The organism is Myxococcus sp. CA051A, assembly GCF_013336705.1.
Classification (GTDB): Bacteria; Myxococcota; Myxococcia; order Myxococcales; family Myxococcaceae; genus Myxococcus; species Myxococcus llanfairpwllgwyngyllgogerychwyrndrobwllllantysiliogogogochensis.
This window is the reverse complement of record NZ_JABUMS010000015.1, coordinates 16,665-37,102: the sequence shown is the minus strand read 5'-3', so window position 1 is coordinate 37,102 and position 20,438 is coordinate 16,665. Positions and strand designations below refer to the sequence as shown.

At 69.4% G+C, this 20,438-nt stretch carries 17 protein-coding genes; 7 read left to right on the top strand and 10 right to left on the bottom strand.

The genetic code is table 11. The features are described from left to right. Positions 1-81: 81 nt before the first annotated feature. Positions 82-1,515: a hypothetical protein gene (locus HUA74_RS33940; RefSeq protein ID WP_254623595.1), complete on the top strand. Its 1,434-nt coding sequence runs from the start codon at positions 82-84 to the stop codon at positions 1,513-1,515. A gap of 11 nt (positions 1,516-1,526) precedes the next feature. Here HUA74_RS33940 and HUA74_RS33935 read toward each other — a convergent pair whose 3' ends face one another. Further along, positions 1,527-2,438, bottom strand: a complete 912-nt coding sequence (locus tag HUA74_RS33935) for a LysR family transcriptional regulator (RefSeq protein WP_174457878.1) — start codon at positions 2,436-2,438, stop codon at positions 1,527-1,529. Between the two features lie 67 nt (positions 2,439-2,505). On the opposite strand from HUA74_RS33935, the gene HUA74_RS33930 reads away from it, so the two are divergent. Further along, entirely contained in the window at positions 2,506-3,450 is a 945-nt protein-coding gene (locus HUA74_RS33930) for a haloalkane dehalogenase (RefSeq protein WP_174457877.1), read from the top strand. A 49-nt stretch (positions 3,451-3,499) separates the two neighbouring features. Here the strand turns inward: HUA74_RS33930 and HUA74_RS33925 are convergent, their stop codons facing one another. The 4 genes from HUA74_RS33925 to HUA74_RS33910 all read right to left on the bottom strand — a co-directional run bounded on the left by HUA74_RS33925 (position 3,500) and on the right by HUA74_RS33910 (position 6,476). Continuing rightward, positions 3,500-3,760 (bottom strand): hypothetical protein, encoded by a 261-nt coding sequence (locus HUA74_RS33925; RefSeq protein WP_174457876.1) that lies wholly within the window; start codon positions 3,758-3,760, stop codon positions 3,500-3,502. A gap of 128 nt (positions 3,761-3,888) precedes the next feature. After that, positions 3,889-5,118 carry a hypothetical protein gene (locus HUA74_RS33920; protein WP_174457875.1) on the bottom strand — a complete coding sequence of 410 codons (1,230 nt, stop codon included), beginning with the start codon at positions 5,116-5,118 and terminating at the stop codon, positions 3,889-3,891. 79 nt (positions 5,119-5,197) lie between these two features. Further along, positions 5,198-5,962, bottom strand: coding sequence for a hypothetical protein (locus HUA74_RS33915; RefSeq protein ID WP_174457874.1), 765 nt, complete (start codon positions 5,960-5,962; stop codon positions 5,198-5,200). 49 nt (positions 5,963-6,011) lie between these two features. Next, the gene (locus HUA74_RS33910) at positions 6,012-6,476 is read right to left on the bottom strand and encodes a MarR family winged helix-turn-helix transcriptional regulator (protein ID WP_174457873.1); all 465 of its coding nucleotides are present in this window, start codon (positions 6,474-6,476) and stop codon (positions 6,012-6,014) included. A gap of 127 nt (positions 6,477-6,603) precedes the next feature. Between HUA74_RS33910 and HUA74_RS33905 the strand changes: the two genes are divergently transcribed. Beyond that, positions 6,604-7,359 (top strand): hypothetical protein, encoded by a 756-nt coding sequence (locus HUA74_RS33905; protein WP_141647286.1) that lies wholly within the window; start codon positions 6,604-6,606, stop codon positions 7,357-7,359. 78 nt (positions 7,360-7,437) lie between these two features. Here the strand turns inward: HUA74_RS33905 and HUA74_RS33900 are convergent, their stop codons facing one another. Continuing rightward, entirely contained in the window at positions 7,438-8,460 is a 1,023-nt protein-coding gene (locus HUA74_RS33900) for a polysaccharide lyase (RefSeq protein ID WP_254623596.1), read from the bottom strand. Between the two features lie 355 nt (positions 8,461-8,815). Here HUA74_RS33900 and HUA74_RS33895 point away from each other — a divergent pair, with 355 nt between their 5' ends. Further along, complete coding sequence (locus HUA74_RS33895) at positions 8,816-9,841, top strand: arginine N-succinyltransferase (protein WP_141647287.1); 1,026 nt, start codon at positions 8,816-8,818, stop codon at positions 9,839-9,841. Positions 9,842-9,853: 12 nt separating this feature from the next. On the opposite strand, the gene HUA74_RS33890 is transcribed toward HUA74_RS33895, so the two are convergent. Continuing rightward, the gene (locus HUA74_RS33890; RefSeq protein WP_174457871.1) at positions 9,854-10,879 is read right to left on the bottom strand and encodes a lasso peptide biosynthesis protein; all 1,026 of its coding nucleotides are present in this window, start codon (positions 10,877-10,879) and stop codon (positions 9,854-9,856) included. Between the two features lie 65 nt (positions 10,880-10,944). On the opposite strand from HUA74_RS33890, the gene HUA74_RS33885 reads away from it, so the two are divergent. After that, positions 10,945-14,088: an ABC transporter substrate-binding protein gene (locus tag HUA74_RS33885; RefSeq protein WP_174457870.1), complete on the top strand. Its 3,144-nt coding sequence runs from the start codon at positions 10,945-10,947 to the stop codon at positions 14,086-14,088. Between the two features lies 1 nt (position 14,089). Here HUA74_RS33885 and HUA74_RS33880 read toward each other — a convergent pair whose 3' ends face one another. Both HUA74_RS33880 and HUA74_RS33875 read right to left on the bottom strand, forming a co-directional pair. Further along, the gene (locus HUA74_RS33880; protein WP_174457869.1) at positions 14,090-16,249 is read right to left on the bottom strand and encodes a hypothetical protein; all 2,160 of its coding nucleotides are present in this window, start codon (positions 16,247-16,249) and stop codon (positions 14,090-14,092) included. Positions 16,250-16,317: 68 nt separating this feature from the next. Next, positions 16,318-16,938, bottom strand: coding sequence for a DedA family protein (locus HUA74_RS33875; protein ID WP_174457868.1), 621 nt, complete (start codon positions 16,936-16,938; stop codon positions 16,318-16,320). Between the two features lie 140 nt (positions 16,939-17,078). Between HUA74_RS33875 and HUA74_RS33870 the strand changes: the two genes are divergently transcribed. Beyond that, a complete protein-coding gene (locus tag HUA74_RS33870; RefSeq protein WP_174457867.1) occupies positions 17,079-17,396 on the top strand; it encodes a hypothetical protein in 318 nt (105 codons plus the stop codon). On the opposite strand, the gene HUA74_RS33865 is transcribed toward HUA74_RS33870, so the two are convergent. After that, complete coding sequence (locus HUA74_RS33865) at positions 17,385-18,554, bottom strand: DUF6183 family protein (RefSeq protein WP_174457866.1); 1,170 nt, start codon at positions 18,552-18,554, stop codon at positions 17,385-17,387. The two genes, HUA74_RS33870 and HUA74_RS33865, sit on opposite strands and share 12 nt — an antisense overlap. 258 nt (positions 18,555-18,812) lie before the next feature. Between HUA74_RS33865 and HUA74_RS33860 the strand changes: the two genes are divergently transcribed. Continuing rightward, positions 18,813-20,408 carry a putative metal-binding motif-containing protein gene (locus HUA74_RS33860; protein ID WP_174457865.1) on the top strand — a complete coding sequence of 532 codons (1,596 nt, stop codon included), beginning with the start codon at positions 18,813-18,815 and terminating at the stop codon, positions 20,406-20,408. The last annotated feature ends 30 nt before the right edge of the window (positions 20,409-20,438 follow it).

The window sequence follows — 20,438 nt, the reverse complement described above, 5'->3', positions numbered from 1 at the left end:
ATTCACGTTTTCCCAACATTGATATGGGAAGAGTCATGGTTTGCTCGGGGCATGACTCCAGACACCACGAGACGTGCTCCGATGTTTCGAGGGCTCGGCCTGTACGGCGTGCTCGCGCTGACCTTCGCCGCGCTGTGCTGGCCCACACAGGCCCACGCGCAGGCGTGGTCCCTGACGAGCGCACAGCGGCAGGCGTTCCTCCAGTACTACGCGCCCGTCATCCTCAAGCGCGGCAACGGGAACGATGGGCGGCACGGCTATGACTGGGTGACGAACTTCGACTTCGACCGGGATGGGAACTTCTCGAACAACAAACTGAACTGGAAGCAGATCCCCCAGTACGTCGACGCGTCTCGTACAGGCCCCAGCGCCTATGACGGTTGGCGCATCCGGCCGACGCTGTACACGTCGCTCATCGAGTTCATGGACGGAGGCAAGAACCTCGTCCTCATCTACCACGTGTATCACGCGCTCGATAAGAACGCGGCCGGGGACTACCAGCTCCACGACTGGGAGCGGGTGGAGCTGCTCGTCCAGAACGTGGTGGGCAACCCGGGCAGTGGTGAGTCCGTTGCTTACGGAGTGGTGACGCAGCACAAGCGCAACGTCGTGCGCCGTGCGGGGCACGTGGACCTGAACTTCATGCAGACGGCCACGGGCAAGCACCTGCTCATCTGGCAGGCGGAGTGGTCCGACAAGCTGGCGGCGGCGCATGGGCAGGAGCTGCGCTTCTGCACGGACCCCTATTCGTTCTTCGCGGGCCGAATGGCGAGCGCGGGCAAGGCGGAGGCCGGGGTCAACAACGATGGTAGGAAGAACGTGCACTACGCCTTCGTGCCGGAGGGCTCGGCGGACGCGGTGGCGGAGTTCGGCGCGCGGGCGCTCACGTATGCGACGGCGGACGCGCTGGCGAGCCGCTACGACAACGGGAAGACCGTCACCTGGCCCAACGTGAAGCGAATCACGTATGAGCTTCAGGACCTCGCGGACATCCTGCCCACGCACTGGCAATACGGCGGCTACACGACGCACTGGAAGGACACGTCCCCCATCGACTTCTGGCTGGAGAGCGCCATCGTCAACGAGGCGGGACAGGCGGAGGTGAGCGCGGGGATGCAGCGCTTCTTCCCGCAGACGCGAGACATCGAGAACGAGGATGACCGCGAGGGCTACATCGCGAAGAAGTGGCTGCTGGGCACGTTCGAGCTGAACGACAGCGCGTCCGACTTCGGCGGGGGTGGCTCGAACGCGTTCCACGACAATGCCTATGCCAGCAGCGTGGCGGACTCTCGCGGCCAGACTCGGGCGAGCGCGAGCGGCTACGGCACGTCACCGGGTTCCTTCTGGTGGCAACACGACTACTTCGTGCACACGGGCTTCACGGACTCGACGGACGGCGTGGAGCATGGCTTCTGGCTGCCGGGCGCGTGGTACTCGCCGACGAGCGGGGGCTTCGACGGGCGCTGGGTCCAGCTTTTCGAAGACCGGCCTGGCCTCGAATCAGGGCAGCGCTGAGCCGAGCCACTTCACGCGGCCAGGACACCCCGCCGCACCAGCTCGCGGAAGAAGCGCGCGGCCGGGTCGGCGTGGGTGCGCTCGTGCCAGCACATCGAGATTCTGACGGAATGTGAGGGATGCGGCGCGTCGACTGGCTGCACCGTGAGACGCGCGCCGTGCTCGTGTACGAGCGACTCTGGCAACGTCGCGACCAGGTCGGTCGCGGCGACGACCGCCGCCGCCGCCGTGAACGTGGGCACCGTCATGACGACCTCCCGCGGGATGCCCGCCCGTGCGTAGGCGGCTCCAACGGCGTCACCGAAGCCCTTTCCCGGCACCATCTCCACGCGGACATGCCGGAGTCCCCCCAGCGCCCGTGCCGACTGGCGCTTGCCCAGCACCGGGTGCCCTCGGCGAGCCACGAGCACGGTGCGCTCCGTCAACAACGGCTCGAAGTGCAGACCCGCCCCCTGTCCCGCCACGCCCAGGTGCAAATCCACCTGTCCCGACCCCAGGTCCCCCAGCGAGATGAGGGAATCGATACCGACCACGCTCAGGCGCGCGTTCGGCAGCTCCTTGCGCATCAGCGCCGCGATTCGCGGCACCCACGTGAGCTGTCCCGCATCGGCGATGGCCAGGGTGAAGGTCTGCTTGCACCGCAGCGGCTCGAATGGGACTTCATGGAGCGCGAGCTCCATCTCTCGAAGCCCACGGCCAATGGCGGGGGCCAGCGCGAGCGCTCTCGGCGTGGGGACGATGCCACGTCCCTTCCGCGTCACGAGTGGGTCCCCGAGCAGGGCGCGGAGCCGGGCCAGACTGTTGCTGATGGCCGACGGCGTGACATGGAGCCGCTCGGACGCGCGCACCACGCTGCGCTCGGTGAGCACGGTGTGGAGGACCAGGAGGAGATTGAGGTCGATGGCCCCTATCTGAATGCTCATGGCTCGTGAGGTTACTGCTCACGAATCATCACGGCCAGGAAGGTCTCACCGGCCGCATATTGGGCGCATGCACAGACTGCTCGGCTGGCTCGTCACCGGCACGCTCATCGCGTGCCACACGTCTCCACCTGTCCTTCCCCAGCGCACGCCCATGCCCACCACCCACCAGGCCCCCGTCCTCGACTCCTTCATCTCCTACCGAGAGGAGGGCACCGGCTCGCCCATCGTGTTCCTCCACGGCAACCCCACGTCTTCGTACGTGTGGCGCAAGGTGACTCCACAGCTCGCCGACCGGGGCCGCTGCCTCGCGCCCGACCTCATCGGGATGGGGAGCTCCGGCAAACCCGACATCGCCTATCGCTTCGCGGACCACGCGCGGTACCTCGACGCCTGGTTCGACGCGCTCGACCTGCGCGACGTCGTGCTCGTCGGCTACGACTGGGGCGGAGTGCTCGCCCTGGACTGGGCCTCGCGACATCCGGACCGCGTGCGCGGCGTCGTGGTCTTCGAGACATTCTTCCGGTCGATGAACTGGAGCGACTCGACGCCACAGGGTGAGCAACTGTTCCGCGCGCTGCGTACGCCCGGCGTCGGCGAGAAGATGGTGCTGGAGCAGAACGAGTTCCTCGCACGCTCCCTCGCCAATGGCGTCAAGACGGGCCTCACCGAGAGCGCCCGCGAGGCCTACTACGCCCCCTACCCCAATGCCGCGTCACGGCGCCCCATGCTTCAGTGGCCGCGTGAGCTTCCCATCGAAGGAGAACCCGCCGATGTCATCGCCGTCATCGAGCGCTATGACGCGTGGCTTGCCCATCCCTCCGTGAAGCCCGCACTTCTCCTGACGTTCGGGGACACCGGCCTCAGCGCGCCGAAGATCATCGAGTGGGTGCGCAAGTCCCTCCCGGGCCTCGAAATCGTTCCGCTCCGCCCGGCGGGACACCACGCGCCGGAGGACGCGCCCGACGACATCGCCCGCGCGCTCCGAAGCTGGCTCGACCGTCACGGATGGTGAGCCGCCTTCGCCCTCCGCGCACGGGAAGCAGCCCGAGCGAGGCCTCGACTCACCGAGCGCCGAACAAGGCTTGTTCGACCTCCGTCACGAGCGCGTCCGTTCCCCATGGCATCGGCGCATCCCAGCTCCGTCCCGTGCGGTGCATGAGCCAGGACTCGAGATGCGCCAGGACGAGGTTGGCGGTCTCCGTCCGCGTCAGCAGGCCCGCCAACGCGCACGCCCAGCCATCCTTCTCGCCGAACAGGACACGGTCGATGACCTGGGACAGCTCATCGTCCGACACATCATCGCCCCCAGCCTGCTCCGCCATGCGTCGCGCGTAACCAACCAGCGCCACAATGTCGGGGGCGGCCGGAGTATCGCCATGCGCTCCCATGGCACCTACTATCTCCAAGCCACGCTCCCGGGTCCATCGCTCGCGTCCATGCACACGCCCCTTCAGCGCAGGTCGAGAAGCCCCGCGTCGGTGACCTTCTCGAGGCCGCTCAACCAGGCGGACTCGTCCGTGTCGTTGTCGTACACGTTGAGGACACCGCCCCTTGCGTACAGGACGAGCGTTCGCCCGTCCTCGCTGATGTCGTGCACCCCCTCCATACCTTGAGCCTTCAGCTCACGGACCTCATCCCCGTCGAGCGAGTACTCATACAGTTGGGAAACGCCGGTGGAGAAGTAGTTGCTCTCGATGAAGTACGCCGTCCTGCGCCGCACACTCGCCGCCGCGATTCCGAAGCCGCTGCAGTACGTCTCATGGGTCCGCCAGACCTTCTCCTGGCCGGTGCGCAGGTCGAGGCGACGATAGGTGGCCGAGTCCGCACCTTCGCAGTTCATACCCTCGTCCTGTGTCCCCTCGCGGTAGAAGACCATCGAGTCCCCGAGCACCACGGGTGTCAGCAGGCCCTTCCGCTTCTGTTTCATGGGGGAGCCCAGCTTCCAGGGCTTCGTGCCCGAAGGGTCCAGCGTGGCGACCCGGACTCCGCCACGCTCGTGCCGCACCACGGTGCGCGACTCCCCCAGGACCAGGTCGTTGCTCGCGGTGTCCGTCACATGCGCGGGCAACACGCGAACGCCCTCGGGCTTGGGCCCGAAGCTCCAGCTCCACCAGTCCGCGGTGGTCAAGGTCCCGTTGGCGACGAGCACACGAGAGCCGTCTGCCGTGAACAACTCGGGACGCTGCGAGTGCTGGACCTGGTTGCTGGTCCACTGCGCCGGGACTCCGGGGGTGATGGCCACGACGCCCTCGAGGTCCCCCATCACGAGCAGGTTGCCCTCCTTGGCGCGTCCCGCTTTGTCGGTGGGCACCTCGACCTTCCGACCCGACAGCGTCATGCTCACCAGTCGAGTCGTACCGATATCCCCGCTGACCGAAACACCCATCGCCCAGCGTCCCGTGGGTGGATGCACGGCGAGGTACCAGAACGAGCACGGCTCGGTCTCCCGAAACAACTTGCCCTTGTCGGGCCCGGCCAGCATCCGGTGTTCCTCGACCTGTTCGCAGTCCGCGAGGGTTCGGGAGCCCTGCGAATCGATAGAGAGGACCTTCCCAGGGACCAGGGCAATCAGTGGCACCGGGGACACGGTGGCATCGGGAGACACAGGGGTTTCGGCCCACGCCGTCGCGGACGTGGCCAGCAGTGCGGAGAGCACCGTGCTGCGCAAGATGTCGTGCATACACCTGATGACGGACTCACCTGTGCTGTATTCACCATGCGTGTGATTGTTCCACCGGAGCGGTTGAGCGCCCCGGGGTTCAGCGCACGCCGCGCGGCCCCTTCGGCGGCCGGGGTCGCCGCGCACCGTGCAGGTCCGCGAACAACCGGTCCGCGAGTTGCTTCAGGGCCCGCGGGTCATCGCCACCGAGCCGCAGCCTCAGCCGCGCGGGGTTCTCATCGAACCAGGCATGCACACTGAGCGGCCCCGCCTGCAAACAGGCCACGCGGCCCAGCAATGGCAGGACAGGCACGAACCCGGCGCGCTGCAGCAGCGCCACGGCCCGCGGCAACACCCCGCTTCCCTCGCAGCCCTGGGTCACCACTTCGTGGTGCGCACGGAGGCGCAGCTCGAAGTGGCTGAACACGCTCGTGGTGATGCGTTCGCCGAAGGTCTCGTGGGACTCGACGGGTAATTGCAAGTCGAGCGAAACACCCTGCTCCAGCACCACGAGCGGCACGTCATCATCCTCGGCGCGCCGCAGGTCGAGGTAGTGGTCATACAACGCCACCTGCGACTCGTCGGTTTCGAGGGCCACGGGGAAGAAGCGGCTGGACAGCGCGTCGTCGTCCTCGCCGAGCCGCTCTGCGATGGCGGAGAAGCGGTGGTCCTGCGTGGCGCCAAACGGACAGTAGTCGTTGCTGCTACCCCCCATCCGCCGCAGGAACTCCACATAGAACCCAGGCAGGGTGACGTCCCGTCCGGCGGTCAGGGTCGCGATGGCGGCGTCCGGCACCCCCTCCAGCCGGGACAGGAACACCGGGTCGCGCTGCCGGATGAACTCGAACACCAGGGACCAATCCATGAGAGGGTTTCTCCTGAGCAGCACGCCAACCGGACACGGAGCAACGGTTTCAGGCTTCGCTCGCCACGGCGACGTCCTGCTCCAACGCCTCCCGGACCTCCTGGAGCGCCCCCAGCGCGGTCTTCAGTGACGCCACGGACACCCGGCCTCCCACCTTGTTCGCCCAGGCCAGTTGACGCGCCTCCACCTCGCGCAGTCGCTCGCGCCCCTTCGTCGTCAGGGCGATGAGCTTGGCCCGGCGGTGGTGCGGGTTGTCCTGGTACTCGACCAGCCCGTCGGCCTCCAGCGCGTCCGCCGTCTGCTGCACGCTCTGCCGCGTCAATCCAATGGTGCGCGCCACGTTCGCCACAGGCGTCGGCTCATGGTCCACCACACCCAGCACCTGCCAACGCGCGCTCGTCAGCCCCGACGGCTCGGAGAGGCGCTCACCCGCCGCGAGCAGCAGGCCGTTGTTCCGGAAGATTTCGAGCACCAGGTCCGTGAACGTCGACCCGGCCGTCGTGTATTTCGCCATGGACAGAAGGCTGTCTTATTGACAGATGGCTGTCAATCAACCGCGTCTCCCGCGCTTCCGAAACTCCCGTGAATTTCCGGAGGCCCGTGACGTCCCAGGAGCGCACCCACGCCTCCAGGAGCCCGTGATGCTTCGCGCCCTCGCCGGACTTCTTCCCCTGTGTCTGCTCGCCACCGCCTGCGGAACCTCGGCTCGACAACAGGCGCTGCTGGAGCGCCGGGAGGCCATCCGCGCTTCCAATGACGCCTTCGCCGCGGAGGAGCTCGCCCACTACCGGGGCAAGAGCGGCTTCCAGGAGACCCGCTGGGGCATGTCCCCCGACGAGGTCCGCGCGCTCCATCCCGAGGCCCGGACGACTTCGTCCCAAGGCGACCTTCGCGTCACCACCCGCGTCACGGACCGCCTGGCGACGGTGGACTTCAAATTCACCCTGAACAAGCTCGCCACCGTGTCGCTGCGCTTCGACACCGACGCGCCCCTGCGCGAGGACTTCGGTGCGCTCTCGGAGCTGCTGAGCATGAAGTATGGCGCGCCCACCTCGCGTCGGGACACGGCCGAGGACGCGGAGGAGCGCCTGCGCATGGCGGAGTCCCTTAACCTGAGCCTGGGCGAGGGCACGAGTTTTTCCCGGACCACCGGGGACGACCACGCCTACGAGGAGCGGCGTCGCATCGAGGCGCTCGCGGCCAGGACGGACTACCAGTTGGAGAAGACGTGGAAGGACTCGGAGACGAAGCTCCAGCTCTCCGGTTGGCAGCAGCCCGACTCCAAGCGGCTCACCCTGAACTATGTGAGCCGCTACCTCGAGCCCCACCTGAGCAAGCGCTCCGAGACCCAGGACCTGGACCTGGAGCTCAAGCGCGCGCAGGCCCAGGAGCTGTGAGCGCGGACCCAGGACTCGGGAGCTTCAGCGGCGAGCCCCCGAGTCCGCGTCGATGAGCACAGCGTCCCAGCGCGAGCCTCAAGAGCGCCGGCGACGCACCCAGGCCAGGCCCATCAACCCCAGGAGCGCGAGCCCCGCGAGCGGCCCGCCAGCGCTGTTGCAGCCCGCGGCCTCCCCGTCCGTGCCATCGGGAGTCACACCCGTGGGAGGCAGCACTCCGCCGGGTCCCTCCTCCGGCAACGTGCCCGCATCGCTCCCAGGCGGAGTGCCCGCGTCCGTGGGCTCCTCCGGTTCCGGGTCGACCGGCGGACCCGCGTCCACCGTGGGCGTGCCCGCGTCCGTCGGGGGAGGAGGGCCCGCGTCCACCGTGGGCGTCCCCGCATCCGCGGGAGGAGGTGTGCCCGCATCCGGCGTGGGCGTGGGCGTCGTATCCAGCACGTCCGCCAGCGTCGTCGCCTGGATGAAACCGTCGTGGTACAGCACGCCCACCGGCTTCACCGTGTCGCTGCGATACAGGCCCAGCTTCAGATAGTTGTTCTGGCCCGCGTACATCGTCACGGCGCTCTTCTTCGCCAACACCTTCTCCTTGTTGTGCCAGAGCTCCACGAAGCCCGTGCTCGCCTTGGAGGACCACTTCACGTGCAGGATGAACTCGTGCCACACGCCGCGCTGGAGCTTGCCGCGCCATGGAATGGTGGAGTCGTAGTTGAGCGCCATGCGAATCTCCTCGCCGCGCACGTAGAACTCCAGCGGCGGTGAGCCGCAGCACCCGTCATGGTGCCACTGCGTGAAGAGCTGCCACGTGTCCACGCTGGGGAAGTCCGCCGCGAACATCACCTTCCAGCGGTAGAAATACTCGGAGCCCTCCTTCTCCTTGCCCTGGTACACCAGCTCATTGCGATTGCCGCTGGAGTTGATGGGGTCGTCGCCCTGTTTCACGGTGACCTTGAGCGCGTACTTGCCCTCCGCCACCGGGTTCGTCACCACCAACAACCGGTCCGAGCTCACCACCTGCTCGCTCGAGTATTGCGAGCGGTTGCCCGTCTCGAAGTCACCGCGCCACACGACTCCGGCGAACGCCAGACTGGGGAGCATCCACATCGCAAGCATTCCAGGAACAAAGACTCTCAATGGCACGTGTCCTTGCGAAGGTTTGAAAGCCAACGGTCGACACACGGTAGCCGAAACCATTCCACGCTTCATTCCCCCACCGTTTCTTCCCACTCGCCTGACAACAGGGCGAGCGTCCAGTCAGGGGGTTGGACGTTTGATATATGTTTCACCCCGCGCGAGCCCGTGCGTGGGCCACGCGTGCCTGCCAGGGCGGATAGTTCACCTAATGACTCAGCGCGTCACACAAGGAAACAAGCGAGCGTGAGCTGACCGCCGGCAGGTGGTGTGGTGTATGGTCCCCACCCCTTCCGGCGCCCATTCCAGGGGCGTCCCGGGTGCACCCATGCTTGTCCTGCGTGACGTCCAGAAGACCGACCTGGCCGGCCTCAAGCGGCTCGCCGCCGTGCTCAACACGGTGAACCTGCCGAACAACGAGGAGACGCTCGAGAACATCATCGACAAGTCGGTGAAGAGCTTCGCCGGGAAGGTGAAGAACCCCTTCGAGCGGGAGTACCTCTTCGTCCTCGAGGACGTGCGCAACGGGCTCATCATCGGCACGTCGATGATCATCGCCCAGCACGGCACGTACGAGGCGCCGCACATCTATTACGAGGTGAGCGAGCGGGAGCACTACTCCGCCTCCCTGGAGCGGCACCTGCGGCACAAGGTGCTGTCCATCGCCTACAACTACGAGGGGCCCACCGAAATCGGCGGCCTCGTGGTGGACCCGCCGTACCGGGCCACGCCGGACAAGCCCGGCAAGCAGCTGTCCTACGTGCGCTTCCTCTTCCTCGCCATGCACCGCCGGCTGTTCCGCCCGCGCGTGCTGGCGGAGCTGCTCCCGCCCCTGCTCCCCGACGGGCGGAGCCTCTTGTGGGAGGCGTGCGGCAAGAAGTTCACCGGCCTGACGTACCTGGAGGCGGACCGCCTCAGCCGGCAGAACAAGGAGTTCATCAAGGAGCTGTTCCCCGCGTCGGACATCTACGCGTCGCTCTTCCCGGACCGCGTGCAGAAGGTGCTGGGCGAGGTGGGGCCGCAGACGCGCGGCGTGCAGCGCATGCTGGAGCGCATCGGCTTCCGGTACGTGGAGCGCATCGACCCGTTCGACGGCGGTCCGCACTTCGAGGCCAACACCTCCGACGTGTCGCTGGTGCGCAAGTACCGCACGGTGAAGCTCGCGGACGAGGACTTCGAGATGGAGGGGGACGACATCCTCGTCGCCTACGAGCGCGAGTCCGGTCGCAACCGCTTCCGCTCGGTGCGCTGCCAGGCCCGGCTCGACAACACGGTGGCCTACCTGCCCGCCCGCGCCAAGGAAATCCTCGGCGCCGACGCGGGCGCGAAGCTGTCCATCATCCCCTTCGAATAACCCGCGCCCGGCTCACGGTCGGCGCACCACCCGGTGCGCCCCGCGCAAGAGCGCCAACCACCGCGCACCAGCCTCCAGCGCCGGGCCGCGCGCCTCCGCGAGCGCCAGCGCCAGGTGCGTGTCCGCGCGGACGTCATCCAACGACGTGGGGTCCAAATCCAGCGTACCCCCGCCCACCAGCGCCACGCGCACCCAGGCGTGCGGCCGGGCCGGCCCTCCGTCCACCACCAGCAGTCCGTGCACCAGGGCCACCTTCACACCCTTCTCCCGCGCCCACGCCGCGAAGCGAAGCGCGTGCGCCAGACACCCGCCCGCCTCCCCCGCCCCGTCCTCGCTCCAGTCCGCCGCGCCGGGCCCCTTCTCCGGAAACGCGGCGTGCACCCTCGCCGACAGGGCCCGCGCCGCCCCCACCGTCCAGGGCGTCATGCCATCCAGTGTCGAGGGGACCTCCAGCGGGGGCACCAGGGCCAGCGCCCCCGTCTCGCCTTCCACCGGCAACCCCTTCGCGAAGAAGTCCGGCGGGGCGCGCGGCCGCTCACCCGGCGCCGCCACGGTGAAGCGCGACTCGCCCACCTCCAGCACGTCCATGCGTCCGCCCGCGTCGTAGCGCGCCCGGAAGGGTGTTCCGAGCAGCGTGCCCTCCACCCACGGCGCCCTCCCCCCCGTGACGCAGTGCGGGCCCTCGCGGCCAGACAGCTCCTCGCGCCCCGTCACACAGCCCGGCGCGGGAGGCCCCCTCCACAGCCACAGCGCCTGGGGAACCACGGCCCGGCCCGGGAGCCGACCCGCGGCATCCACCTCCAGCGTCGCCTCGCGCCGACGCTCCCCGTGCTCACGTCCTCGCGTGTGCAGGTGCCGGCTCAGATACGTGAAACGTCCGGCGGCCTGCGTCAACGTCACCGTGCCCACCGGCACCCCGCGCCAGGAGAAGACGAAGCGCGCCTCCTCCCTCCGAGGCGGACCGCCGACACCCTCACTTTCAGGACTGACGGGATTCACTGGGAGAGCGAGGACAAGGAGGGCGAGCAGGACGGACACGGGGCTCCCCAGTCTGCGGCGTTTTGAGGACCGGCGCGAGAAGGCGGGGTAGCCTCGGTCGGTCCATGGGCGCCAAACGGTATCTCTTCGCGTTCGGCCTGGCGGCCGGCCTGCTGTCCGCGCTCGTGTTGGGGGGCGTCCTTCAGTTGAGCGGCCAGCAACTGGAGTCCTCCTCCTGGCTGGCGCTGCTCCTGGCCACCCCCGCGCTGTACCTGACGGGCGGGTATCTGGCGTGGTTCCGGTGGGCGGCGCTGCGGCGGCTGGCGCGCCGGCGCGTCATGGCCCGGCTGGCGGAGGGCGACCTCACCACGACGGGCGGGCACAAGTACGAGGGGCACGAGGATGTACGCCGCCTGGTGCTGTCCCTGCGCCGCGCCCTGTCGCAGGTGCAGCGGGTGACGGCGAACCTGCACCGCACCAGCACGGATGTGAGCGAGCAGGCCCGCATGCTGCTGGAGGCCGCGCGGCGGCAGGGCGGCGCGGTGGAGCGCACGCTGCACTCCGTCAGCGGCATGGGCGGCAGCCTCCAGGTGGTGGGCAAGCGGGTGCACCAGTTGGAGGTGTTCGCCGTCGACACCACGGGCGCGCTCCTGGAGATGACCGAGCGGCTGGAGCAGGTGGTGGAGTCGCTGTCGCAGGTGAACGACTTCGCCAATCACACCACCGCGCTGATGCAGGCGATGAGCGAGCGGCTGGCCAACATCGCCTCCTCGGGTGACGAGCTGGCGCGCTTCGCGAGCGAGGCGGAGGACTTCGTGGCGCTCGTCGAGGGCGGCATCGACTCCGTGCGCCGCCGCGCCAGCGAGACGAACCAGCTGGCCCTGGCGGTGACGGCGACGGCCGAGCGCGGCGAAGTGCTGGTGGCCGACAGCGTCAAGGGCATGTACCGGGTGGAGGAGACGGTCCGCAAGGCCGCGGAGCTGATGGGCACGCTGGGCTCGCGCTCCGCCGAAATCGGCCGCATCGTCGACGTCATCCAGGAAATCGCGGACCAGACGAACCTGCTCGCGCTCAACGCCGCCATCATCGCGGCGCAGGCCGGCGTGCATGGCCGCCCCTTCGGCGTGGTGGCCAACGAGATTCGCAACCTGGCCGAGCGCACCACGCGCTCCACGCGCGAAATCGCGGCCATGGTGTCCGGCGTCCGCGACGCGGTGCTGACGGCCGTGGCGCTGGTGCACGAGGGCCGCGAGCAGGCCACCGCGGGCGTGGCCCTGGGAGACCGCGCGTCCGAGGCGCTGGTGGAGATTCGCTCGATTACCCGGCGCACCTTCAGCGCCGTGGAAGCCACGGTGACGGAGACGCAGCTCTTGGAGGCCCAGGGCGCCACGGTGGTGGAGGCCAGCCGCCGCGTGGCCCGCCGCGTGGAAGACGTCACGCGCATGGCCATTGAACAGTCCGGCCACGCGCGCGAGCTGGTGCGGCAGACGCAGGAGATGGCCCGCGTGGGCCATGGCGCGTCGCAGAAGGCGGAGGACCAGGCGCGCACGGGCCGCGACTTGTCGGAGTCCGTGGTGCGCCTGAGCGCGGCGATTGAAGAGCTGCGCACCGCCAACGTGGTGCTCACCAAGGCGGACTCGTCCATCCGCGAGGAAGTGGCGCAGGTGCGCGAGGACGCGCGCCGGGTCATCCGCATTGGCGACGGGCTGACGCGCACGGTGGACCAGCTGAGCCACGAGGCGCTGGGCCTGGAGACGGAGGTCTTCCGCTTCCGGCTGCCCCAGCCGCGCACGGGCGGAATGCTGCGCGTGGTGCTGCATCAGGCGGCGTCGCTGCGCAACCGCCAGGCGGTGGACCCGCTGTTCAGCGTGGAGAACCAGCTCTCGGAGCTGACCGCGTGCGCCTTCTCCAGCCTCCTGCGCCTGGAGGACGGCGGACTGGAGCCGGACCTCGCCGAGCGTTGGGACGCGGACCCCTCCGCGCGCCGCTATCGCTTCTATCTGCGCCGGGGCGTCACCTTCCACGACGGCGCGCTCCTGACGGCCAGCGACGTGAAGCGCCACCTGGAGCGCCTGCTGGACCCGGCGGTGCGCTCACCGGACCGCAGCCTCCTGGAGGACGTGGAGGGCGCGTCCGAGTACACGTCCGGCCTCGCACGCGAGGTGTCGGGCATCGAAGCGCTCGACGACGCCACGCTGGAAATCCGCCTGCGCGAGCCCAAGGCGTTCTTCCTGCACCTGATGGCGCTGACGCCCACGGCGGTGGCGCGGGTGGACTCCAGTGGCAGGCTGGTGGGCACCGGGCCCTTCCGCGTCATGTCCCTGGAGCCGGAGCGCGTGGTGATGGAGCGCAACCCGTCCTACTGGCGCGCGGGCACGCCGCTGTTGGACCGGCTGGAGTTCCAACTGGTGAACTCGCGACAGGAGGCCGTGGCGCGGCTGCGCGAGGGCACCGCGGACCTGGTGTCCTTCCTCTCCGCCGAACACGTGGAGGTGCCGGGCCTGGAGTCCTTCCAGGTGCTCGCCAGCACCACGCCCTCCACCGCCTTCGTGGCCCTCAACCTGCGCGAGGCGCCCTACGACGACGTGCGCGTGCGACGCGCGCTGCGCGCGGGCATGGACATCGTCGGCGCGGTGGAGCAGTTCCACCCGGGCGCCCGCGTGGCGCGCACGCTCACGCCACCGGAGCTCATCGGCGGCACGGAGGTGGGGCCCCTGCCCGCGCCCGACGTAGCGCTGGCCGAGCAGCTGTTGCGCGACGCGGGCCTGCGGCGGCTGCGGCTCACCCTGCACCACCCCGCGGGCCGGGACACCTCCGCCGAGGACGCGGTGCTCTTCCGCCCCTTGTTGCAGGCGGGCCTGCTGGAGCTCAAGCACGTGGAGATGGCGCCGGAGGAGTACTCGGCGCGGCTGCGCGACGGAAAGGTGCCGGCCTTCCGCACGCTGTGGCTGGCGGATTTCCCGGACCCGGACACGTTCCTCTACTTCCTGCTGCACTCCAGCGCGCAGACGGTGTACCCGCTGGGCTATCGCAACCCGGAGCTGGACCGCATCACCGCCGAGGCCCGTGTGTCCATCGACCCGGGGCTGCGGCAGCAGCTCTACGTGCGCGCCGAGCACCTCTTCCGCGACGACTGTCCGCTCATCCCGCTGTACCACGAGCGCGTGCACGCGGCGGCCACCTCCACGGTGCAGGGCCTTCGCCTGCACCAGACACCGCCGCAGGTCCGCTACGAGGACCTCTGGGTGGACCCGAACACGACCGAGTGACTCACGGCGACTCGCGCCGCGTGGCTCCCGGCGTCCCGTGTCGCTGGGGCCAACCGCGCGGCTCCGCCTGGATGCCGGGCCCCATGCCGTAGGACTCCAGCTTCCACACGCCGTCGCGCTCCAGCACGACGAGCAGCTTGTCCTCGAAGAAGGACGCACCCGCCACCACCGTCGGGCGGCCCGGCAGCGGGCACATCATCCGCTTCTGCCCCTGCGCGAAGAGCTGGAGCCACACCTGCCGCCCATCCGGTCGCGCCGCCTCCGAGAGCACCCCCACCGCGCCGCCCTGAATCAGTGTCGCGTCGTGCAGCGAGCCGGGCAGCGCGGTGAAGGGCAGCGCGTCCACCTCCCACGCCACCTGTCCCGTGGCCGAGTCCACCGCGCGAAGCACCGTGCGCTCCTCCTCGGGCGTGCACGGCAGGCCATCCGCGCGGTCGCAGGACTGGGCGAACAGGTAGCCGGGAGACCCCTCCGCCGCGAGCAGCGCGGGCTCGGCCAGCGGCGTCAAAGTCCGCGTGCCCGCGTCCCAGTCCACCGCCACCTGTGTACCGCCGTCCGTGGACACGAAGGCCTGGGTGCCCACCAGCAGCGTCCCTCCCGCCACCGCCAGCGACGCGCGCCCGCCCGGCACACCCCCGTCGCCGAGCGCGGAGATGATGACTTCCGTGCCACCGTCCAGGTCGAAGTCCGCGCGCTCCAGTCGCCCATCCACCGTGTAGCGATAGGCCGAGCCCTCCACGTCGAGCGCGAGCCGCGCCTCACCGCGCCAGGGCTCCACGGGCCCCGCGCGCACCACTGAACCCGCATCCTCATGCCCCGCGAGCCAGACCCACCGCGCACCCTCCGGCGCCAGCGGCGGTGCCACTCCGCCATCCGCGCCCGCGTCCGGCACAGGGCCCCAGGCCACGTGAGCAACCACGTCTCCGTCTGGTGTCAGCGCGACCTGTCCCGCTTCCACGTGCCCCATCCAGGGTCCCGCATCCGAGGGCGCGCCCAGCGACGTCCAGGGAGCCTCCCACTGCCGCGCGCCCGGACCCCGAGGGGCATAGGACTCCAGTCCTTCCGAGGCGAGCACCACCACGCCCGCATCCGACGCGGCCAGCAGCGTGCGGGTGCCACCGTCGGGAAAGGGCGACTCGTAGCGCAGCAGACCGCCGTGCGTGAAGGAGACGAGCCGGCAGCCCCCGTCACCCCCGCACACCGAGGTGAACAGCGCGCCCTCCTGGACGAGCAGCGCGGGCTGGCCCATGGGTTCCCCTCCCAGGTCCTGGCTGAAGTCGACCGGGAGGTCTCCCGCGTCGGGCTTCTCACACTCGCCATCCTGGCAGGTGCCCTCACCCTGGCATGCGGTGGCGGGCGCGCAGAGCATGCCATCCGGCGTGGGCAATTCCTTGCACGAGCCCCCGAAACACAGGTTGGACTTCCTGCAGTCCACCGGCCCGCACGGGACGAAGTCCTCCGCGTCCACCTCCTCGCAGCCGTCGTCGCGGTCGCACACGCCCACCTTGCATGGGTTCTTCGGCACCGGACACGCGACGGGCGCCGTCACGCAGCCCAGGGTGGGCGAGCACGCATCCACCGTGCACGGGTTGTCGTCGTCACACGAGCGGGGGCTGCCCACGCACGCGCCCGACTCGCAGCGGCCGTTCGCCTGGCAGCGACTGGTGGGGATGCAGGTGGCGCCGTCCTCCAGGGGCCGCTCCACGCAGGCACCGGAGTCCAGGTCGAAGCGCGACTCGTGACAGGGACTGGAGGGGACGCAGTCGAGCGGCCTCACTCCCAGGCCCGTGAGTCGAACGGTCTCCGTGCGTCCCGCGCCCGTCAGTGTCAGCGTGCCCTGCGCCGCGCCATTGCCCGCGAGGAAGTCCACGTCGACGGTGGCCAGGCCACTGCCCGGCACCGTCACCTCGGCGACGTCCACGGAGAAGGGAGAACCCGAGGAGGCCATCACGGTGACGCTGGAGCGCCCGGTGGCCAGCACCGTCACCTGACGACGCGTGAGGGAGCCCTCCAGCGCCCGGCCGAAGTCGACCTGTTCCTCCTGGGGACGGAAGCCCTGGCGCGCGCCGCCCACACCCGGGTCATCTCCACAGCGGCAGCCCGCCACGGACAACACGAGCGCGACGAGCAACGAAGTCCCTGGATGGATGCGCGAGGCCATGGAGGCGACTCAAGCGCGCCGGGCCCCGACCGCGCAATGTCGGTGTGAGAGGCCGTCCGACTGAAGACTCAGGGTTCGGAGGCGGGCGCGCGTCGCCGAGCGAACATGCGCACCAGCACCGCCACCACGCCCACCACCACCAGCCCCAGCACCGCGTACTGATAGCGGCTCATCAACGCCGACAACTTCTCGAGGTTGCCGCCCACCGCGGCGCCCAGCGCGAGCACCAGCCCGGTGTGCACCATGGCGGACAGCGCGCCCAGGCCCAGCGCGTTGACGCGAGGCATGCGCGCGGCGCCCGCGGCGATGAAGATGAGGCCTCGGATGCCTGGAAGGAAGCGGTTGGCGAGCAGCAGCCACGGCCCGTTGCGCCGCATCCGGGACTGCACTTGCTCCAGGCGGGCGTGGGTGATGCCGAAGTAGCTGCGGCCCGGGTGCGCATCGAAGCGCCCCGCCAGCCAGTGGCCGACCATGTAGTTGATGGCCGCGCCCACCACGCTGCCCGCCGTCACCACGAGGAAGACGAGCACCCATGGGTGCGCGCCGCGCACCGCGTACACGCCGCCCAACAGGGTGATGGTGTCTCCGGGGAAGGGTGGGACGACGTACTCCAGCGCCGCCGCCAGCCCCAGCACCAGCAGCCCCAGGGGGCCGAGCGCTCCGATGAGCTGGTCGATGTATTCCACCATCCGCGCGAACGACCTCCTCCGGGTGCCAGACACCCGTCATAAGGCAGCACCCGTGAAGGGGAAAGCGTGGGTGGTCGATGGTGAACAGAGACAGGTGCGCGGACGCGAGGAGACGTCGGCTATGCTCCGCGCCCACCGCCATGATTCTTCCGCGCTATTGGGACAGGCTCACCGCCACCCTGCACGCCGTCGACCTCCACCGAAGCCCCGCGGAGGCGTGGCGGTTCCTCGTCTACCAGGGGTTCACGGAGGACTCGGCGGAGGGACTGCGGTTCTTCGAGGACGTCGTCCGTCAGAGCCGGGAGATGGACCACCCGACCGGTAGCAGCCCGATGGGCTTCATCGCCACGGAGCTGATGCAGGAGCGCCTCGTGGAGCCCCGCCACCCCAGGGACCCGGATGGCCGCTCCTCGAACCGCGCGTTCCGCCTGTGGAAGCGCAGGTCCCTACCCGCCTGAGTTCTCGGGCGTATCGCGCACCGCCAGGAGCGCGAGCGAGGTCCCTCCGGGGCGAAGACAGACGACGCCCACGCCCTCGGGCACGTTGAACTGGTACCACGTACAGGCGCCCCAGCGCTTCTCCAGGGCATCACCGGCCCACGAGGCCGGGAGACCACCGAGCCCCTCGAGCGTGCGCCACAAAGCCAGACGCCCATACGCCGCGCCCAGCGCGCCCCGCCATCCTCGCGCGCCCGACACCGCCAGCGCATAGAGCGCCTCCGCCACGTCGGCCAGCCGCGCCCGCTCGCACACGACGGCGGTGGCGTCCTTCAGGAGCGGCAGGTCCAGGTCGACCAGCAGAGAAGTCACGGTATCGGCGGGCGCCTTGGGCAGCGCGGGGCGCAATCGGAGCACCCGCTGGTCGACTTCAGTGGGAGGGCCCTCCTCACCACGGCCCTCGACGACGGCCGCGAACCCCGGGGGCACGGGCTCGTCGTGCGTCACCAGCCGGACGTTCGGAGTGGTGTATTCGTCGTCGTCGTCCTCGCGAGACTTCGCGGCCCTCAGCTCCGCGAGCGAGTCCGCCGCCGAGGCGACATCGTCAGCGCCCAGGAGGCGCCCCAGCGTGGACTCCCAACGATTGCGCCGCGGTGGCAGCGCCGCCAGCGGGTGTCCCCGCCGCGTCAGCTCTGCTTGGAGTTCTTGCACCCCCGGCGCCGACGACAGGTCCGCGCCACGCATGACGTACTCCTGCACGCCGCAGGCGAACAGCTCGAGGAGGTCCTCGGGCCCCTGGCGATGGGACATGAGTTCCACGAAGCTCGACGCGGAGCGATGCGTGGCCAGCAGCGCGGCGAGGTCCTGCTCGCGTCGCGCGGCGGAGTGCCGCCCCTGGAAGCGCGCGGCGCGAGGCTGCCGTGCGACCTCCAGGAGGGCCAGGGCACTGTCCACGTCCTGGCCCCTGGCCAACACCTCTTCGAGGTGGTCCGACAGCGCATGCAGCCGCCACCGCGCGTCCACGGGCGTCGAGGCCTGACGCGCCTCCAGTTCGGCCGCGAGCGCCACCAGCGTCGGGCAGGCACTCTCTTCACCCAGCCGCTCCAGGCGCAGCCGGGCCTCGTTCAAGCCCTCACGGGTGTCGATGTCGTCGAGGAACGCGCTCACCGTCGAAGTCATGGAAGGAAAGCCTACAAGGAAAAACGTGGGCGTGGACCGACAAGCGGAGTCCGGGCTGGGTTCGGCGGTGTGTGCACGCCCCGTCCCGAACACCTCAACAATCTGGGTCACAACGGAATGTCACGACCAGCTTGAACGCGTGCCTCCGTATGCGTTGCGGGGGGCACTCCTTCATCCCTGAGTCGAACCGCGCCCCCTCCGCATGGCACTCGCATGCCTGGTCGCGAGTTCATTCGTCGTCCACCACGAAAGCCCACCATGTCTCGACCTCCAGAGACCCGCGCACGCGCGTGGCGTCTCAGCCAGTCTGTATTGATATTGCTCACGGCCCTCGCCGTCGGCCCGGTCTTCGCGGCCCCGGCGAGCTCCGCCATCAGCTCCCAGCAGGAGCCGAACCTGCTGCCTCCACCTGGATGTCCCGACTGTGAGCCGGACCCTGAATGTGTCGCGGAGATCTGCGACGGGGAGGACAACGACTGCGACGGCCAGATAGACGAGGGCGTCAAGCGCAACGTCTATCGCGACGTGGATGGGGACGGCCACGGCACCGGGGCCGCGCAGCAGGGCTGTCTGGACCATGGCTGGGCCCTCAACAACAACGACTGCAATGACGCCAACGCCTCCATCTGGCAGGCCGGTCGCTACTACAGGGATGCCGACGGTGATGGCTACGGAGCACCAGGAAACTGGATCGACTCCTGTGGCCTCCCCGCGGGCTACGTCGCGGATGCCACTGACTGCAATGACGGCAATTCCACCGTCAAGCCGGGGGCCATCAAGCAATGCGGCCAGGGAGCCTGTGCCCGGAGCGTCCAGGCCTGTGTCAACGGCGTGGAGCAGGCCTGTGTCCCCTATGCCGCCTCCGCCGAGATTTGCGACCGCATCGATAACAACTGCAACGGGCAGGTGGATGACCTTCCCCCCATCTCCTGCGGCACGGGAGCCTGCCAGCGCACCGTCGCCGCCTGCGGCAACATCTGCGAGTGGGTGGTAGTCCAGGACGGCAAGCCGCCCGTCGAGTTCTGCGAGTGGGGTGACAACGCCTGCACGCCGGGCGTCGCCAAGGCAGAGACCTGCAACAACGTGGACGACAACTGCAATGGCACCATCGATGACGGGGTCCAGCTCACCTACTACAGCGACAACGACGCGGACGGCTATGGTGCCGGCGCTCCGATTGGCGCGGGCTGCAGTGTGCCGGGCGGCGCTTCCTCCAACAGCCAGGACTGCAACGACTCGAACTACGCCGTGAAGCCCGGGGCGTTGAAGCACTGCGGCCTCGGCGTCTGCGCCGCCAGCGTCCAGGCGTGCGTCAACGGCGCGGAGCAGACCTGCATCCCACGCCCATCCCAGCCGGAGATCTGCGACAAGTCAGACAACGACTGCAATGGGCAGGTGGATGACCTCCCGCCCATCAGCTGTGGCCAGGGCGCCTGCCGGCGAACCGCCCCCGCCTGTGGCGAGCTGTGCGAGTGGGTGGAGACCCATGACGGAAAGCCGCCCGTCCAGGTCTGCGAGTGGGGCGAGCACGGCACCTGCACCCCGGGCGCGCCCACGGCGGAAGTGTGTGCCAATGGCCTCGATGAGGACTGCACCGGCTTCTCCGATGACTCGAGCAACAGCGCCGCGTGGCTCACCTTCTATCCGGACCAGGACCACGACGGTTACGGCACGAGCTGGGGCGAGACCACCACGTGCCGCCAGCCCGCGGACACCTCCCGGGCACCGGGCGATTGCGACGACACGCGAGCCGACATGAAGCCGGGCGCCGCCGAGGTCTGCGACGGCATCGACAACAACTGCTCGGGCACCCTGGACGAGTCCGGGGTCTGCGACCAGTCCCTCTGTCAGTAAATCCCTTTCGACGCACCACGGTCATTCCCA

Coding starts and splice junctions, on each gene's coding strand:
- HUA74_RS33940 (WP_254623595.1), top strand. CDS start 82: ATGTTTCGAGGGCTCGGCCTGTACGGCGTGCTCGCGCTGACCTTCGCC.
- HUA74_RS33935 (WP_174457878.1), bottom strand. CDS start 2,438: ATGAGCATTCAGATAGGGGCCATCGACCTCAATCTCCTCCTGGTCCTC.
- HUA74_RS33930 (WP_174457877.1), top strand. CDS start 2,506: ATGCACAGACTGCTCGGCTGGCTCGTCACCGGCACGCTCATCGCGTGC.
- HUA74_RS33925 (WP_174457876.1), bottom strand. CDS start 3,760: ATGGCGGAGCAGGCTGGGGGCGATGATGTGTCGGACGATGAGCTGTCC.
- HUA74_RS33920 (WP_174457875.1), bottom strand. CDS start 5,118: ATGCACGACATCTTGCGCAGCACGGTGCTCTCCGCACTGCTGGCCACG.
- HUA74_RS33915 (WP_174457874.1), bottom strand. CDS start 5,962: ATGGATTGGTCCCTGGTGTTCGAGTTCATCCGGCAGCGCGACCCGGTG.
- HUA74_RS33910 (WP_174457873.1), bottom strand. CDS start 6,476: ATGGCGAAATACACGACGGCCGGGTCGACGTTCACGGACCTGGTGCTC.
- HUA74_RS33905 (WP_141647286.1), top strand. CDS start 6,604: ATGCTTCGCGCCCTCGCCGGACTTCTTCCCCTGTGTCTGCTCGCCACC.
- HUA74_RS33900 (WP_254623596.1), bottom strand. CDS start 8,460: ATGTGGATGCTCCCCAGTCTGGCGTTCGCCGGAGTCGTGTGGCGCGGT.
- HUA74_RS33895 (WP_141647287.1), top strand. CDS start 8,816: ATGCTTGTCCTGCGTGACGTCCAGAAGACCGACCTGGCCGGCCTCAAG.
- HUA74_RS33885 (WP_174457870.1), top strand. CDS start 10,945: ATGGGCGCCAAACGGTATCTCTTCGCGTTCGGCCTGGCGGCCGGCCTG.
- HUA74_RS33880 (WP_174457869.1), bottom strand. CDS start 16,249: ATGGCCTCGCGCATCCATCCAGGGACTTCGTTGCTCGTCGCGCTCGTG.
- HUA74_RS33875 (WP_174457868.1), bottom strand. CDS start 16,938: ATGGTGGAATACATCGACCAGCTCATCGGAGCGCTCGGCCCCCTGGGG.
- HUA74_RS33870 (WP_174457867.1), top strand. CDS start 17,079: ATGATTCTTCCGCGCTATTGGGACAGGCTCACCGCCACCCTGCACGCC.
- HUA74_RS33865 (WP_174457866.1), bottom strand. CDS start 18,554: ATGACTTCGACGGTGAGCGCGTTCCTCGACGACATCGACACCCGTGAG.
- HUA74_RS33860 (WP_174457865.1), top strand. CDS start 18,813: ATGTCTCGACCTCCAGAGACCCGCGCACGCGCGTGGCGTCTCAGCCAG.